The organism is Roseinatronobacter monicus, from assembly GCF_006716865.1.
In the GTDB taxonomy this organism is placed as follows: Bacteria; Pseudomonadota; Alphaproteobacteria; order Rhodobacterales; family Rhodobacteraceae; genus Roseinatronobacter; species Roseinatronobacter monicus.
Genome location: NZ_VFPT01000001.1, coordinates 463,478 through 479,621, shown reverse-complemented (window position 1 = coordinate 479,621; position 16,144 = coordinate 463,478). Strand labels below are relative to the sequence as shown.

Below are 16,144 nucleotides of genomic sequence, written 5' to 3'. Positions count from 1 at the left end.
CAGGGCAAGCGGCGCTATGGGCGGCGCGGCGGCGATACCCCGTTGCGCAGGGACGTCAGCACCAAACCCTATGCCCCGCGCGACAGTGTCATCCCGCCCTGTCTGCCTTGTGCATGGCGGACACGCAGACAGGTTTTTCCTGCCTAAATCATAGGCGGTCGCGCCAAAGTTGTCGCCAAGCGGCAATCTGCCGGAAAAATTGCACTGCCTCGCCCCTCTTTTCCGGTGCTAAAACTTTTTCTTGCTGGAAGACACAAAATCGCCAACAGTAGCCACACACGGATCAACCGTAGAAAAATAATAAACTCAGGGAGAGTTCATGCCGGAAACCGGCCTGTCGGTTCTGCAAGTGCAGAACCTCAAAACTGTATTTGCCACCCGCGCTGGTGACATTCATGCCGTGAATTCAGTCAGTTTCGAACTGCAACCCGGCGAATTGCTGGGGGTTGTGGGCGAATCCGGCTCTGGCAAATCGGTCACGATGATGTCGCTGATCGGGCTGTTGCCCAGCCCTCCTGCCGAAGTGCGCGCAGGGTCGGTGCAGTTCGACGGCAAGGATCTGCTGAAACTGTCACAGCGCGATCTGCAAGCGCTGCGCGGGCGCGATATCGGGTTTGTGTTTCAAGACCCGATGACCTCGCTCAACCCGGTGTTCACGGTCGGTTTTCAGATCATGGAGCCGTTGCGAAAGCATATGGGCATGGACAAGGCCCGCGCACGCAAGCGCGCTGTGGACTTGCTGGAACTTGTGGGCATTCCCGACGCCAGCGCCCGGTTAAGCGATTTCCCCCATCAGTTTTCCGGCGGTATGCGCCAACGCGTGATGATTGCCATTGCGCTGGCCTGCGATCCCAAGGTGTTAATCGCGGATGAACCGACCACCGCGCTGGATGTGACCATTCAGGCCCAAATTCTCGAACTGGTGAAAGACCTGCGCCAGAAACTGGGCATGTCGATTATCTGGATCACGCATGATCTGGGCGTAATCGCGGGCATCGCTGATCGAGTGATGGTCATGTATGGCGGGCAAGTCGCCGAATATGGCCCTGTGCGCGAAGTGTTTGCCAACCCCGCCCACCCCTATACGCGCGCGTTGATGAAAACCGTGCCGTCAGTGCGCGGCGAACGTGCGCCGCAACTCAATGTCATTGCGGGCCAGCCGCCCATGTTGTCGCAACACCCCACTTCCTGCCCGTTCCGCGCGCGCTGCGCCCATGCTTTTGACCGCTGCGCCCGCGAGAATCCAAGCCGCGTTGTGGTGTCCGAGGGGCATGACACCGCGTGTTTCTGGGACCACAAGACAGGAGGGCCGCGTCATGGCTGAGCGGCGCAAACTGGTCGAAGTGCGCGACCTGAAAATGCACTTCCCAATCAATACCGGCATTCTGCGCCGTCACACAGGCAATATCAAAGCCGTCGACGGGCTGAGCTTCGATATCTATGAGGGCGAGACACTGGGCATTGTCGGCGAATCCGGGTGCGGCAAATCCACCTGCGGGCGCGCGGTGCTGCGGCTGTATGACATCACCTCTGGCACGATCAAGATTGACGGTGTCGAGATTGGCGGCAAAAGCCAGAGCGCGCTGCGCAAAATGCGCCCGATCATGCAGATGGTGTTTCAAGACCCACAAGCCTGCCTGAACCCGCGCATGACCGTCGCGGCCATCATCGGCGAGCCGCTGGACGAGCACACCGACTGGTCAAAAGCCAAAAAGCTGGAACGCATTTATGAATTGATGGATGCGGTCGGGCTGAACCGCAGCTTTGCCAACCGCTATCCGCATGCGTTTTCAGGCGGGCAGCGCCAGCGCATCGGGATTGCGCGCGCGCTGGCGCTCAACCCGAAATTCATCATCTGCGACGAACCGATTGCAGCGCTGGATGTGTCCATTCAGGCGCAAGTCGTGAACCTGCTGGAAGAATTGCAGGACAGATTGGGCCTGACCTATATGTTCATCAGCCATGACCTGTCGATGGTGCGCCATATCGCCGACCGTGTCGCAGTCATGTATCTGGGCAAGATCGTTGAACTGGCCCCGCGCGATGCGCTTTATGCCGACCCGCTGCACCCCTATACGCAAGCGCTGCTCTCGGCTGTGCCCGATCCCGATCCGTCGGTCGAGGCGCGTGTGCAGCGCATCATTCTCAAAGGCGATGTCCCCTCGCCCTCGAACCCGCCCAAGGGCTGCAATTTCTGCACACGCTGCCCCAAGGTCATGGACATCTGCCACCAGATCGACCCCGAATATAGAGAGCTGGCTCCGGGTCATTTCGCAGCCTGCCATCTTTATAACGACGCCGGGCAAACCGGCGCACCGAGGACCGAGCGCAACCAACAAGGAGAAGACGCATGAAAACCAGAGTAGCCCTTTTGGGCACTGCCGCCGCCATTGTCATGGCCCCAGCCATGGCGCTGGCAGATCGAGAGCGCGGCTCATCCGGCCATCTGAACATCATCTACTGGCAGGCCGTATCCACAATGAACCCGTATCTGTCGGGCGGCACCAAGGAAATGAACGCAGCCTCGGTCGTGTTGGAGCCGCTGGCCCGCTTTGACAATCTGGGCGAACTGACCCCGTGGCTGGTGGATGAAATCCCGACGCTGGACAATGGCGGCGTGGCCGAAGACCTGAAGTCCATCACATGGACCCTGACCGAAGGACTGTTGTGGTCCGATGGCTCGCCTGTGACGTCGGCCGATGTGGTGTTCAGCTATGAATATTGCACCCATCCCGAAGGCGGCTGTTCGTACCGCGACCGTTTCGCCGGGATCGACCGGGTCGAGGCCGTGGATGACCTGACAGTTACTGTCTATTTCGAGGATGTCACACCAAACCCCTACCTGCCCTTCGTGGGCGCAGGGTCGGTCATCATCCAGCAGGAGCAGTTTCAAGACTGCCTTGGTGCGCGCGCACCTGAATGCACGGACGCAAACTTTGCCCCTATCGGGACCGGCCCCTATGTGGTGTCGAACTTCCGCCCCAATGACGTGATCGAATTTGTGGCGAATGAAAACTACCGCGTGCCAACCCAGCCCTATTTCGAGACAATCACTTGGGCCGGTGGTGGCGATGCCAATGGCGCGGCGCGCGCCGTGTTCCAGACCGGCGAGATGGACTACGCTTGGAACCTGCAACTTGCACCCGAAGTCATCGAACAGATGGAAGCTGGCGGAATGGGCGAATTGCTGGTCGATTTCGGCCCGCTGATGGAACGGATCGAGTTGAACTTCACCGACGTATCGCCGGATCTGCCACCAGATGAGCGCGGAACCCGCGCGCATCCGCACCCGATCCTGTCGGATATTCGCGTACGCGAAGCACTCAGCCGCGCGATTGACCGCGAATTGCTGACTGAAATCGGCTTTGGCCCAATGGGCATGGCGACCTGTAACTTCATCGTCGCCCCGCCTGCTATGGCATCACCGAACAATGACAACTGCCTTGTGCAGGACATTGACCGCGCCAATGAACTGCTGGACGAAGCTGGCTGGGAACGTGGCCCCGATGGCATCCGTGTCAAGGATGGCGAGCGGCTGGAATTGCTGTTCCAGACATCGACCAACGCTGTACGGCAGGACTTTCAGGCGCTGATTCAAGCCGACTGGCGCGAAATCGGCGTTGAGACCCGTTTGCGCAATATCGATGCAGGCGTGTTCTTCGGGTCCGACCCCGGCAGCAACGACACCTATCTGAAGTTCTTTGCCGATGCACAGATGTATGCGTCGCTGTTTGAAGGCACTGATCCGACACCGCATCTGGAGCAGCGCCGCTGTGGCCGCGAGCCGCAGCCTTCAACACAGTGGCAGGGTCAGAACATCAACCGCTACTGCAACGAAGAGTATGACGAACTGTGGGCAGAGTTGAACCGTGAACCCGATCCTGATCGCCGTCAGGAACTGGTCATCGCACTCAACGACATGTTCGTGCAGGACTACGCACATTTGCCACTGGTCGCACGCGGTCGTGTGTCGGCAGCGTCCACCACAGTTGGCGGCATTGTCATGAATGTCTGGGATTCCGAGCATTGGAATCAGGCTGAATGGTACCGGATCGAAGAATGATCCCGCGCTGAAACCTGACCTGCCCTGCGCCCGCGCGGGGCAGGTCATCACGACTGACCAAGGCGGACCACATGCTTTCCTACACGCTGCGCCGATTGGCTTTTGCCATACCGACAGTGCTGGTTATCAGCCTGATCGTGTTTTTGATGCTGGACATGGCTCCGGGTGATCCGACGGGCAGCCTGCCCTTGACTATCCCGCTGGAAGTGCGCGAACAGATACGCCAGTCGCTGGGTCTGGGTGACCCGGTCATGGTGCGCTATTTCAAGTGGCTCTACATGATGTGCTTCATCGAGCCGATGCATATTCTGGCAGGCATGACCGGCTGGGACATCGCCCCTGATGGCCCGCGCATCCTGTCATGGCAGACCCGTTCGCCCGTTGGCGATATTCTGGTGCAGCGCGTGCCGCAGACCTTGTGGGTTGTGGGCATGGGCTATCTTTTCGGCATTCTGATCGCATTGCCCATCGGGGTGATTTCCGCTTACCGCCAGTATAGCTGGTTCGATCAAGTCGGCACGTTCGTGTCGATGATCGGCTTTTCTGTGCCTACATTCTTCACCGGTGTTGTGTTCATCTTGGTCTTTTCGGTCTGGCTGGGGTGGTTTCCGTCGATGTATGATACCACCCATAATGTCACGAACTGGGACAGCTTCCTGTTTCAGGTCAGGCAAATCGCCATGCCGGTCGCGGTGCTGGCCTTGTTCAACGCCAGCCAGATCAGCCGCTTCATGCGCGCCTCGATGCTCGACAACCTCAATCAGGATTATGTGCGCACAGCCCGCGCCAAGGGTCTGGGCGAAAAGACCGTGGTGCTGGTCCATGTGCTGCGCAACTCGATGATTCCGGTTGTGACTGTCATTGCCATCGGCATTCCCACTGTCTTTACCGGCGCGATCATCACAGAACAGATTTTCCGCGTGAACGGTCTGGGCGATGCGCTGATCCGCGCGATCTATGTCAGCGACTGGCCAATGGTGCAGACCATCACCTTTATCTTTGCGATCCTGATCGTGTTGTTCAACCTGATTGCAGATGTCCTCTATGGCATCCTTGACCCGAGGATTCGCTATGACTGACACCGCCACGCCCCCCATCAACCCGGATGAAGCCTTTCGCCCGCCGCGCAACCAGTGGTGGGATGTCTGGGACCAGTTCAAGACCCATCGCGGCGCCCTTGCGGGGCTTGCGGTGTTCGTCTCGATCATCCTGTTCGTAGTCGTCGGCCCAATGGTCTGGCAGGTTGATCCGGGACAGTTGAACATTCGGATGCGAAATCAAGGGCCCAGCTTGGACTTCCCTTTGGGCACCGACCAGTTGGGCCGCGATCTTCTGGCGCGGCTGATGTATGGCGGGCGCATCTCGGTTGCGGTCGGGCTGGTCGCCATGTTCCTTGGGCTGGTCATCGGCACGCTGATTGGCGTGTTGGCGGGCTATTTCAAGCTGCTCGACAGCCCGCTGATGCGCGTGACCGACCTGTTCCTTGCGCTGCCCCTGCTGCCCTTGCTGCTGATCCTTGTGACCCTGTTTCGTGACACGCTTGCGCGAACTTTCGGCGAATCCATCGGAGTGTTCCTGCTGATCTGCTTTGCCATTGCGATCACAAGCTGGATGCAGACCGCGCGGATTGTGCGCGGCGATGTGCTGGCGCTGAAAGAACGCGAATATGTGCTGGCCGCGCGCTCCATCGGCACACCGTCGCTGCGCATCAACACGCGGCACATTCTGCCCAATGTGCTGTCGCCGATCATGGTCTCGGCCACATTGGGCATTGCCAGCGCCATTATCACAGAATCCGCGCTCAGCTTTCTTGGGCTGGGCTTTCCGCCAGATTTCCCGACATGGGGCCGCATCCTGTATGAAGGGCGCGACTGGATCGAGCAGTACCCCGCCCGCGTCGTCTGGCCCGGCGTGCTGATCTCGTTGACAGTGTTGAGCGTCAATTACATTGGCGACGGTCTGCGCGACGCGCTGGACCCGCGCATTCGCGGCCGCTGACCCCCGACACCGGGGCCGCGCATTGCGGCCCCGCTCCAGGACCGCTATGCATATACGGCATAAATGACGGAAAGGGAGAAAGCCATGAAACTGCTGCGTTGGGGCCCTGCGGGGCAGGAAAAGCCCGGCATGCTGGATGCACAAGGCACCGCCCGTGACCTGTCAGGGCTTGTGCCGGACATCGCTGGCCCTGTGCTGTCGGATGCGGGGCTTGCCATGCTGCGCGGGCTGGACCCCGAAACCCTGCCAGAGGTGCCACAGGATGCGCGCCTTGGCGTTTGCGTTGGTGGCACCGGCAAGGTCATCTGCATCGGTCTGAACTATTCCGACCATGCCGCCGAAACCGGCGCCGAAGTCCCGTCAGAGCCGATCACCTTCATGAAAGCGACTTCGGCGCTCTGCGGGCCGAATGACCCCATCATCATCCCGCAAGGATCGAAATCGACGGATTGGGAAGTCGAGCTGGCCATCATCATCGGCACCCAAGCCCGCTATATTCCGCAATCCGAGGCGTTCTCGCATATCGCGGGCTATACGATCGGCAATGATGTCAGCGAACGCGACTGGCAAAAGCACCGCTCCGGGCAATGGACCAAGGGCAAAAGCTCTGACAATTTCGGGCCGGTCGGGCCGTGGCTTGTCACCCGCGACGAGGTGACCGACCCGCAAGACCTGAACCTGTGGCTGAGTGTCAACGGCACGCGCATGCAGGACGGCACAACCAAGACGATGGTGTATGGCGTCAGCTTTCTGGTCAGCTATCTCAGCCAGTTTTTCACGCTGCTTCCCGGTGACATTATCATGACCGGCACCCCCCCCGGTGTGGGGCTTGGGATGAAGCCGCCGCGCTTTCTCAAACCCGGCGATCTGGTCGAGTTGGGCATTGACGGGCTTGGACAGCAGCGACAAGAGGTGATCGACGACCCGCGCGTGTGACGACACAGCGCGCGCACCTTTTGTCGTGAACCACCTGAACCGCCCGCGCCACCGCGCCACAAGCCTCGTGGCGCAGCGGCATGGTGCAGGAATGCAAGGCCTATGGGCATAACGGTTCGGGAGTGCAAAGCGATTGTTGCCCCTATCGGGTATCTTGTGTCAGCTCGCGCATAGCAGGCTCGGCAGCATCCCTTTACGATCAAGACCGGCACAGGCCGCCTAGGGGCGCGGCACTTCCAGCCCGCTTGGCACCGCATCCGGCACGCCCAAGCGCCCCAATAAGGCTTGCGGGTCGGACAGGGTTTCCAGAAACGCCACCAGATCGGCAATATCGGCATCACTCAGCGCGATGGGCGGGGTGCTGACAGCCTGTGCAATCGCGGCGCGCTCAGTGGGGTCATCCATGATCTGCCAATCCTGAACATCCAGCGCGGGCAAGATGACCTGAGATCGGTCATAGCGCGCAAGTGCCGCGACCGGGTCGGCGTGGTCACGGATGAAACCTGCCAGCGTGGCATGTGATCCGGCATGACCATAAGGGGCCGTGTGCGCGATATTGCGCAAGGATGGCGTGCGAAAGGCAAAGGCATCTTCCGCGCGCCCGGTGACGCGCATACGTCCGGTATCGCGCCTGTGCGATTCAAACCGTGCGGCCTTGCCCGGCCCCAGTTGCGGGGTGCCGCGCGCATGAAAACGGTGATCGGTCTGGAACGGGCCAGAGTGGCAACTGGCGCAGGTGGCCGCGCCATAGAACAGGTCCAGACCGCGCTGCGCGGCGTCCGGCAACGCCCCCTCACCGCGCAGATAGGCATCAAACGGGCTGGTATCCGAGCGGAACTCGACCGCCACAAACACCGCAATGGCGTTCGAGACATGCGGGAAGGTGATTTGCGCAGGGCTGTCGATATCGTCTTTCAACGCCACGAAGCGGTCGGCATAGTCGGGAATGTCGCGGATACGCGCGGCGATCAGATCCCACGCGCCGCCCGGCCCTGTCAGACGCCCCTGCCGCACGGCCTGCGCGATGTCATTCTCGTTGTAATGGCCCGCCATCTCGTCCGGGCTAAGGACAGGAAACATGTTTTGCGCCGACAAAAGCGAGGCAAAGCCTGCGACCATGTCCTCTTCCAGCGGGGTGCGCAGTCCCGAGGGGCGGGTTTCATCCACCTCGATCCGGCCATCATGGAACATGCGGGTAAACTCTGCCGCGCCAAGGTTCCACAGCGCAGGCGAATTGCGGGGCATGCGTTGCTCTGGCGGGGTGTCGGGGTTTGCGCGGCGCTCAGGGCCAAGCCCCTGCGCCTTGGCCCCAAGGCCCAGCGACACCCCGTCAGAGCTGCCAAATTCGGGGTGGTGGCAGGTCGCACAAGCCACATCGCGGTTGCCCGACAGGATCGGGTCGTAAAACAGGTGCCAGCCCAGTTGCACCAAATCAGAAGGATGCTGGGCAAAAATCGCATCTTCTACGGGGTCGGGCAAACTGGTCTGCGCAGCACTTTGTCCCCCGACCAGCAGCGCCGCGACCAGACCGCCCCCCAATACCGATTGCCGCATCCCGCGTTTCCCCCCAACGGTTTTTGCCGATCACGAGAGTGCCGTGTTGCAGCCTCTGACACAAGCCCCGAGGCCGTCCGCGGTTCAGGCGGAGAGAGGGGGCGCTGCCCCCTCTTGGCCTATGGCCAATTCACCCCCGGAGTATTTGACGCAAGAAAATGGGGCAGGGTCACGCACTGATGGCGCGTTCGATCCAGTAGCGCGCATCGGGCAGGGCCTGTTCGATCTGCGGCAAATCGTTGACGCAAAGAAATTTGGCGTCGGGTAGAACCGAGCGGCGCAGATAAGCCTGCACGGCCTCAATCGGGAAGTCGATTACGGCACCGCTGCGCAGATGCAGGTAATCTGTCTGTCCAGGGGTGACATGGTGGCCGTTGCGGATGCAGGTGTGATTGTGCAGCGCCATCGGCTGGAATTGGGACACATCGCGGAAGGGATGCGCGAGATTGGCGATGAACGGCTGCGTGAACTGCGCGAAGAGCTGCGCCAGAATGGGGCGGCTAAGGGGGTGCACGACATGGGCGCTGGTCCATAGATGACCGGGCGCTAAGCCTGCCATGCGGGCGGCGTTGATCTGGGTGAAATGGTTGAACAGGGCGGGGTCGTGTTTCTTCTCCGGGTCGGCCTCCAGGGCTGTGTAATCGGCCCATTTGCCGCGCAAGACAGGCACATCACCTTGAAACACATCCTCAGGGCTGAGCGGCGCGGTCAGAAAGACATCATCATTGAAATACAAGAACCTGTCAGCCAGACCGGGAATGCGCCACAGGACTGTTTCGATGGACAGCGAATTGAAGGTCGGCAGATACTGCGTAAACCCCGCGAATATCTGGGTGTGGTCGATGATTTTCAGCCGCTCTCTCAGCAGGTCCGGCACGGCGGACAGGTCCGGCGTCTGGTCATCGGTCACGATCCAGATATGGCGCAGCCAAGGCGCGTTATTGGCAATCGACTGAAGGCAATAGCGCAGCTCGTCACTGCTGCCCCACCGGTGCGGATTGACCCCGTTCGGATGAAGCGGGAGGCGTGCTGCGCCCATAGCTTTGGCGCGTTTGGCCGCGTGGTTGCGGTCAGAGCCGTCAACCCATGTGATGACCGCGTCGATAGGCCCTTGCGCAGGGGATGGCATGTCAGGTGTCACAGCATGTTCCCGTCGTTGCGTCCGTGCCGCCCAAGGGAGATACCAGACGCAAGGTTGCGGGCCAGATTCGGCCCTGCCGCTGCGCGACGCGCCACATATCTGCATGGTTTTTCAGCGCACAGGCGGGGTTTGGCTGATTTAATGTGCATTTGGGGGGATACTCTCCTTCTTTGCGCGACGTGCTGCATCGGGATTTGCGTCGGCGCGGGCAAGTGTCAATAACAAAGCACGATTATATCAAAGAATGCATGTCCGACGGCCCGATCCTGGCAGACCCTGACTGCCGGACATGCGCAACATATGACTGCTGCCCTGGGTGATGTGGTGTGTGCAAATTCGCTTTCAAGTCAGCCTTTCCAGACGCATGCAGCCGTTTCACAGGAGTATGCATTACATGATCAAGAAAACCCTTCTGACCACTGCTGCCACAACAGCCTTGCTTTCTGCCACGCCCGCATTCGCAAATTGCCCTATTCAGGTTGGCGTACTGCATTCGCTGTCAGGCAGCATGGCAATTTCGGAAACCACGCTGCGCGATGTCATGCTGATGCTTGTCGACCAGCAAAACGCCAAGGGCGGCGTGCTGGGATGTGAGCTGGAAGCCGTGGTCGTTGACCCCGCCTCTGACTGGCCGCTTTTTGCGGAACTGACCCGCCAGTTGCTGACCGTGAATGAAGTTGATGTCATTTTCGGGGCCTGGACCTCGGTGAGCCGCAAGGCGTTGTTGCCGGTGCTGGAAGAATTGAACGGCCTGTTCTTCTACCCTGTGCAATATGAAGGGCAGGAAAGCTCGCGCAATGTGTTCTACACAGGTGCGGCACCAAACCAGCAGGCGATCCCTGCGGTTGATTATTTCCTTGAAGAACTGGGCGTCGAGTCATTTGCGCTTCTGGGCACTGACTATGTCTATCCGCGCACCACGAATGCGATCCTTGAATCCTATCTGCTGGACAAGGGAATCGCGCCTGAGGATATCTTCGTCAACTACACCCCCTTCGGCCATGCCGACTGGTCCACGATTGTGGGCGATGTGATCGGCCTTGGGGCCGGTGGCAAGCAGGTTGGCGTCATCTCGACCATCAATGGCGATGCAAATATCGGCTTCTATACCGAGCTTGCGGCACAAGGTGTGAGCGCGGATGACATTCCGGTTGTCGCCTTTTCGGTCGGTGAAGAAGAGTTGTCAGGGCTGGATACATCGCGTCTGGTCGGGCATCTGGCAGCATGGAACTACTTCATGTCCGCCGACACCCCTGTAAATGAAGAATTCATTGCGGCATGGCATGAATTCATCGGCGACGAGAACCGCGTGACCAATGACCCGATGGAGGCCCATTACATCGGCTTCAACATGTGGGTTCAGGCGGTTGAAGCGGCTGGGACCACCGATGTGGACGCTGTGCGCGAGGCCATGTGGGGGCAGGAATTCCCCAACCTGACCGGTGGTATGGCCGTGATGAACACCAATCATCACCTGTCCAAGCCTGTCCTGATTGGCGAAATCCGCGCAGATGGTCAGTTTGACATCATCAGCCAGACCGAAGAAGTGCCCGGCGTTGCCTGGTCACCCTTCCTAGAAGACAGCGCCACACTGGTCAGTGACTGGCAAGAGCTGGAATGCGGCATGTTCGACACAGCGACGGAAACCTGTGTTCAGCTGACCTCCAACTACTAAGCTGAAAAAGGGGTGTGGGGCATAGCCCCCCACACCCCGCCCCATGACCAAACCGAAAGTCCCCCGCCCATGCTGCGACTGCTGCCCCGCATCGCGAGTTTGTTCGCATGCCTGATTGCATTAGCCACGCTCGCCCCCGCCCGCGCTGTGGCGCAGGCCGAAACCCCGCTTCAGGATGTGCTGCAAACAGTGCAGCCCTTGGTCGCAAGCCCGTCGCGCGGCAGCGTGCCGGATGTGCTGGCCGCGCTGATGGACGCAGACGCCCCCGGCACCGTGGCGTTCTTGCGCGCATGGTCGGATCGGGACGTGTATGAGCGCCCCGAGGATGGACTGTTCTTCTTTGCCCGCGAGGGTGACGACCGCGACCTTGTGCTGATCGACATTGATACGGGCGAAGAGGTCGGCACCGCCAGTTCGCGCGCACTGAACCATATCCGCCCCAATGCCGGTGTGCGCCGCGAGGTGAACGCCGCGCTGGTGCAGTTTGAATTGCTGAACCCCGATCCTGCCCGCCGCATTGCCGCGCTGGAAAGCATCGCGCGCAGCCCCGATGCCGAACAGATCGAGGCGCTGGAAATCGCGCTTGAGGCCGAGCAAGTCAACGCCATTGCAGTGCGGATGCAGCGCCTGCTGGATCTGCTGAATGCCCGTTTCGCAACCGATACGCCCACGCGCGTCGAGGCAATTGAGGGCTTGCGCGGCGATATCAGCACCGAGGCGCGGCGCGCGCTCAACCAGATTTTGCAAACCCGCTCCGACTTTGCCGAGGCAGTGCCCGAAGGCACGAATGTCGCGCGCATCCGGGTTCCGGGCGATGATATGACGCTGATCGCCGCCTATACTGTGCTGTCAGACGCCGAGTTGTTTCCTGTCCGCCCCGGTCGCAATGCCATCCGCGATGTGCTGCGGGCCAATGTCGTGGACGGGGCGGTCGGCGGCATCCCGGTGCACCAGCTGGACACGGACGCGGCGCGGCGCGCGGCCTATCTCGCGTTGGAGGAGGCAGGCACTGTCGCGCCCTTGGTCACAACGGCGGATATGGAAGCCGCAGTGGCGCAATTTGTCTTCTATGACGCCTATCTCGAAGCGGACGCGGCCGTGACCGACGCCGCGCGCGACGCGCTGGACAGCACCCGCACGCGCATCTCGGTCTGGCAATTTGTGGGCATCTCGATTGATGCGCTCTCGCTGGCGTCGATCTTCTTTCTGGCCGCGATTGGTCTGGCAATCACCTTCGGGGTGATGCGGGTCATCAATATGGCGCATGGCGAATTTATCATGATGGGCGCCTATACCGGCTATGTCGTGCAAACGCTGATCCCGGATTACACGGTGTCCTTGGTGGTGGCGTTGCCGCTGGCGTTCCTGGTCACCTTCGCTGCCGGTGTGGCGATGGAACGGCTGGTGATCCGCCATCTCTATACCCGCCCGCTAGAGACATTGCTGGCGACCTTCGGCATCTCGATTGCACTCCAGCAACTGGCCAAGAACATCTTTGGCACGCAAGCGCGCCCCCTGACCTCGCCCGACTGGCTGGCAGGGGCGATTGCGGTGAATGATGTGGTGTCGGTGTCGACCATCCGGGTTGCGATCTTCTTCATGGCCTTGTTCTTCCTTTTGGCGTTGCTGGTCATTCTGAACCGCACGCGCCTGGGGCTGGAAGTACGCGCCGTCACGCAAAACCCCGGCATGGCAGCCAGCATGGGGATCAACCCCGACCGGATCAATATGCTGACCTTCGGGCTGGGATCGGGCATTGCCGGTGTTGCAGGGGTGTCGATCGGGCTGGTGGCGCAGGTCACCTCCGAGATGGGCGCGAATTACATCGTACAAAGCTTCATGACAGTGGTTGTAGGCGGTGTCGGGTCTGTCTTTGGCACACTGGCAGGGGCCACGCTGATCGGGTTCCTGCAAAAGGGGATCGAGTGGTTCAACCCTGCCAATACGCTGGCCGCCCAGACCTATATGGTCTTGTTCATCATCCTGTTCATTCAGTTCCGGCCCAAGGGTATCGTTGCCCTGAAGGGCCGCGCCGCCGGAGATTGAGGCCATGTCGATAGAAATTCCGCGCGTCACCTCTGCCTCAAAACCCCAAGGGCGCTTTTTGCGGGCAAACCCGTCTGTGATGTGGTTCATGGGGTTGTTGGGGCTGTTTACGCTTGGCGTCACAATCCTGTCCGAAGGCTTTGGGATCGGGGCGATTTCAACCAATCTGGTCAAGGTGCTGGGCATGACGCTGTGCCTGTGCCTGATCGCCATAGCGATGGATGTGGTCTGGGGCTATTGCGGCATTCTCAGCCTTGGGCATTTCGCATTTTTCGGGCTGGGGGGCTATGCCATCGGCATGTGGCTGATGTATGCGCGCACGGAAATCGTGATCCGCGACAGCCTTGGGCGCGGGACCATTCCGCCGACTGAACTGGAAGTGTCCGAAGGGGTGGCGGCGCAGATTTTCGGGGTCGTCGGGTCGTCAGAATTGCCCCTGATCTGGTCTTTCGCAGGCTCTTTGCCGTTTCAACTGGCAATGGTGGTTCTGGTGCCGGGGGCGTTGGCGCTGGTCTTTGGCTGGCTGGCCTTTCGCAGCCGCGTCACAGGCGTTTACCTGTCGATCCTGACGCAAGCCATGACACTGGCGCTGGCGCTGTATCTGTTCCAGAACGACACGGGCCTGCGCGGCAATAACGGGCTGTCGGGGTTGCAGAATATCCCCGGCTTTCTGCATGTACCGCAATCTGTGATCTCGATGTGGTTCTTCTGGGCCTCTGCCTTTGCGCTGGGTGCGGGGTATCTGTTATTTGCTTGGGTGGTGTCGGGCAAGTTCGGTTCTGTCATCCGCGCGATCCGCGACAATGAGGCGCGTGTGCGCTTCCTTGGCTATAATGTCGAAGGCTACAAGCTGTTCGTCTTTACCATCACGGCGATCATCTCGGGCATTGCGGGGGCGCTCTATTATCCGCAGGCAGGCATCATCAACCCCGCTGAAATCGCGCCCATCGCCTCGATCTATCTGGCGGTTTGGGTGGCCATCGGGGGCAGAGGGCGCTTGTACGGCGCAGTAATCGGCGCGGCTTTCGTGTCGCTTTTGTCCAGCTGGCTGACAGGTGGCGGCGCGCCGAACATTGATCTGGGGCTGTTTCGCATCGTCTGGACCGATTGGTGGCTGGTGTTTCTTGGCCTTGGCTTTGTCGCGGTCACGTTGTTTTTCCCCAAGGGCATCGGCGGGCTGTTTGATTATCTGGTGAGGAAACAGTCATGACGACCTTGCTGGAAGTCTCTGGCGTATCGGTCACCTTTGACGGGTTCCGCGCCATCAACAATCTGTCCATCGCCATAGGCGAGCCGGAATTGCGCGCGGTGATCGGCCCCAATGGCGCAGGCAAGACCACTTTCATGGATATCGTCACCGGCAAGACCAAGCCTGATGAGGGCAAGGTTCTGTGGGGCGAGCGGTCGATTGATCTGCTGAAGCTGTCAGAAAGCCAAATTGCCAAAGCGGGGATCGGCCGGAAATTCCAGAAACCCACTGTGTTCGAGGATCAGTCCGTCAACGACAATCTGGCGATGGCCCTGAAGAACAAGCGCGGCCCGTTTTCGGTGCTGATGTGGAAAGCCGCCGACAGCGACCGCGCCCGGATCGTGGAACTGGCCGAGGAGATCGGCCTGACCGACCGTCTGGCCCACCGCGCGGGCGATCTGAGCCATGGGCAGAAACAATGGCTGGAAATCGGCATGTTACTGGCCCAAGACCCGCGCCTGTTGCTGGTCGATGAACCGGCCGCTGGCATGACCCCCGCCGAGCGCGAACATACCACCGACCTGCTGAAACGTGCCGCGCAAACGCGTGCGGTGATGGTGATTGAACATGACATGGAATTCATCCGCCGCCTGAATTGCCGCGTGACCGTGCTGCATGAAGGGTCAGTTCTGGCCGAGGGCAGTCTGGACCATGTGACGAAAAACCAGCAGGTGATTGATGTATATCTGGGGCGCTAAGACATGCTGAAAGTTGACAATCTGACCCTGCATTATGGCGCGTCGCAAATCCTGTGGGGTGTCTCGCTTCAGGCGCGTGTGGGCGCGGTGACGGCAGTGATGGGCACCAATGGCGTGGGCAAGACCAGCCTGCTGCGCGCGATTGCGGGGCGGCACCCCTATTCGGGCGGCACTTTGTCGCTGGATGGGCAAGTGCTGGATCATCCCAACGCGGCCCAAGCTGCACAGGCCGGAATTGCCTATGTGCCCCAAGGGCGCGAGGTGTTCCCGCTGCTGACCGTGACCGAGAATTTGCAGACCGGCTTTGCCTGCCTGCCCCGCTCCGACCACCGGATACCCGACCGGATTTACGAGTTGTTTCCGGTTCTCAAGCAGATGAAAGACCGGCGGGGGGGCGATTTGTCAGGCGGGCAGCAACAACAGCTTGCCATCGCGCGCGCGCTGATTGCCAAGCCGAAAGTGCTGTTGCTGGATGAACCGACCGAGGGCATCCAGCCCAATATCATCAAGCAGATCGGCAAGGTGATCGAGCTTTTGCGCAGCGAAGGGGAAATCGCCATTGTGCTGGTCGAGCAATATTTCGATTTCGCCTACGGGCTGGCCGATGAATTCTGCGTGCTGAACCGAGGCGAGGTTGTTCTGGCCCAGCCCGCCAGCGCCGTGACCAAGCAGGAGATTCTGGAGCGCGTCTCGATCTGATCACTTTGCGGAAGTTGACCTGAAGCACCAAGCCGCGCAGCGTCGGGCCGCGGTGCGGCGATCCCCCATCGATTTATAGCACTTT

13 protein-coding genes are annotated in these 16,144 nt (G+C 60.3%); 11 read left to right on the top strand and 2 right to left on the bottom strand.

Features of this window, described 5'->3' with window-relative positions; all coding sequences use genetic code 11:
• The first annotated feature begins 319 nt into the window (after positions 1 to 319).
• The 6 genes from BD293_RS02020 to BD293_RS01995 all read left to right on the top strand — a co-directional run bounded on the left by BD293_RS02020 (position 320) and on the right by BD293_RS01995 (position 6,997).
• The gene (locus BD293_RS02020) at positions 320 to 1,324 is read left to right on the top strand and encodes an ABC transporter ATP-binding protein (protein ID WP_142079637.1); all 1,005 of its coding nucleotides are present in this window, start codon (positions 320 to 322) and stop codon (positions 1,322 to 1,324) included.
• Positions 1,317 to 2,354, top strand: coding sequence for an ABC transporter ATP-binding protein (locus BD293_RS02015; protein ID WP_142079636.1), 1,038 nt, complete (start codon positions 1,317 to 1,319; stop codon positions 2,352 to 2,354). Before BD293_RS02020 ends, BD293_RS02015 begins: the two co-directional genes overlap by 8 nt.
• Positions 2,351 to 4,063, top strand: coding sequence for a peptide ABC transporter substrate-binding protein (locus BD293_RS02010; protein WP_142079635.1), 1,713 nt, complete (start codon positions 2,351 to 2,353; stop codon positions 4,061 to 4,063). The genes BD293_RS02015 and BD293_RS02010 overlap by 4 nt, the downstream gene beginning before the upstream one ends.
• A 71-nt stretch (positions 4,064 to 4,134) precedes the next feature.
• The gene (locus BD293_RS02005) at positions 4,135 to 5,142 is read left to right on the top strand and encodes an ABC transporter permease (protein WP_142079634.1); all 1,008 of its coding nucleotides are present in this window, start codon (positions 4,135 to 4,137) and stop codon (positions 5,140 to 5,142) included.
• Complete coding sequence (locus BD293_RS02000) at positions 5,135 to 6,061, top strand: ABC transporter permease (protein ID WP_142079633.1); 927 nt, start codon at positions 5,135 to 5,137, stop codon at positions 6,059 to 6,061. The genes BD293_RS02005 and BD293_RS02000 overlap by 8 nt, the downstream gene beginning before the upstream one ends.
• Positions 6,062 to 6,145: 84 nt before the next feature.
• The gene (locus BD293_RS01995; protein WP_142079632.1) at positions 6,146 to 6,997 is read left to right on the top strand and encodes a fumarylacetoacetate hydrolase family protein; all 852 of its coding nucleotides are present in this window, start codon (positions 6,146 to 6,148) and stop codon (positions 6,995 to 6,997) included.
• A gap of 219 nt (positions 6,998 to 7,216) precedes the next feature.
• Here BD293_RS01995 and BD293_RS01990 read toward each other — a convergent pair whose 3' ends face one another.
• A complete protein-coding gene (locus BD293_RS01990) occupies positions 7,217 to 8,551 on the bottom strand; it encodes a cytochrome-c peroxidase (protein ID WP_142079631.1) in 1,335 nt (444 codons plus the stop codon).
• Between the two features lie 169 nt (positions 8,552 to 8,720).
• A complete protein-coding gene (locus tag BD293_RS01985) occupies positions 8,721 to 9,692 on the bottom strand; it encodes a Stealth CR1 domain-containing protein (protein ID WP_211840976.1) in 972 nt (323 codons plus the stop codon).
• A gap of 394 nt (positions 9,693 to 10,086) precedes the next feature.
• Here BD293_RS01985 and urtA point away from each other — a divergent pair, with 394 nt between their 5' ends.
• The 5 genes from urtA to urtE all read left to right on the top strand — a co-directional run bounded on the left by urtA (position 10,087) and on the right by urtE (position 16,059).
• The gene (gene urtA, locus BD293_RS01980) at positions 10,087 to 11,367 is read left to right on the top strand and encodes an urea ABC transporter substrate-binding protein (protein ID WP_142079630.1); all 1,281 of its coding nucleotides are present in this window, start codon (positions 10,087 to 10,089) and stop codon (positions 11,365 to 11,367) included.
• A 69-nt stretch (positions 11,368 to 11,436) separates the two neighbouring features.
• Complete coding sequence (urtB, locus tag BD293_RS01975) at positions 11,437 to 13,413, top strand: urea ABC transporter permease subunit UrtB (protein ID WP_142079629.1); 1,977 nt, start codon at positions 11,437 to 11,439, stop codon at positions 13,411 to 13,413.
• 4 nt (positions 13,414 to 13,417) lie between these two features.
• A complete protein-coding gene (gene urtC / locus BD293_RS01970; protein ID WP_142079628.1) occupies positions 13,418 to 14,623 on the top strand; it encodes an urea ABC transporter permease subunit UrtC in 1,206 nt (401 codons plus the stop codon).
• On the top strand, positions 14,620 to 15,360 hold the full coding sequence (gene urtD / locus BD293_RS01965; protein WP_142079627.1) for an urea ABC transporter ATP-binding protein UrtD: 741 nt from the start codon (positions 14,620 to 14,622) through the stop codon (positions 15,358 to 15,360). Before urtC ends, urtD begins: the two co-directional genes overlap by 4 nt.
• Positions 15,361 to 15,363: 3 nt before the next feature.
• Positions 15,364 to 16,059 carry an urea ABC transporter ATP-binding subunit UrtE gene (urtE, locus tag BD293_RS01960; protein WP_142079626.1) on the top strand — a complete coding sequence of 232 codons (696 nt, stop codon included), beginning with the start codon at positions 15,364 to 15,366 and terminating at the stop codon, positions 16,057 to 16,059.
• Positions 16,060 to 16,144 lie beyond the last annotated feature (85 nt).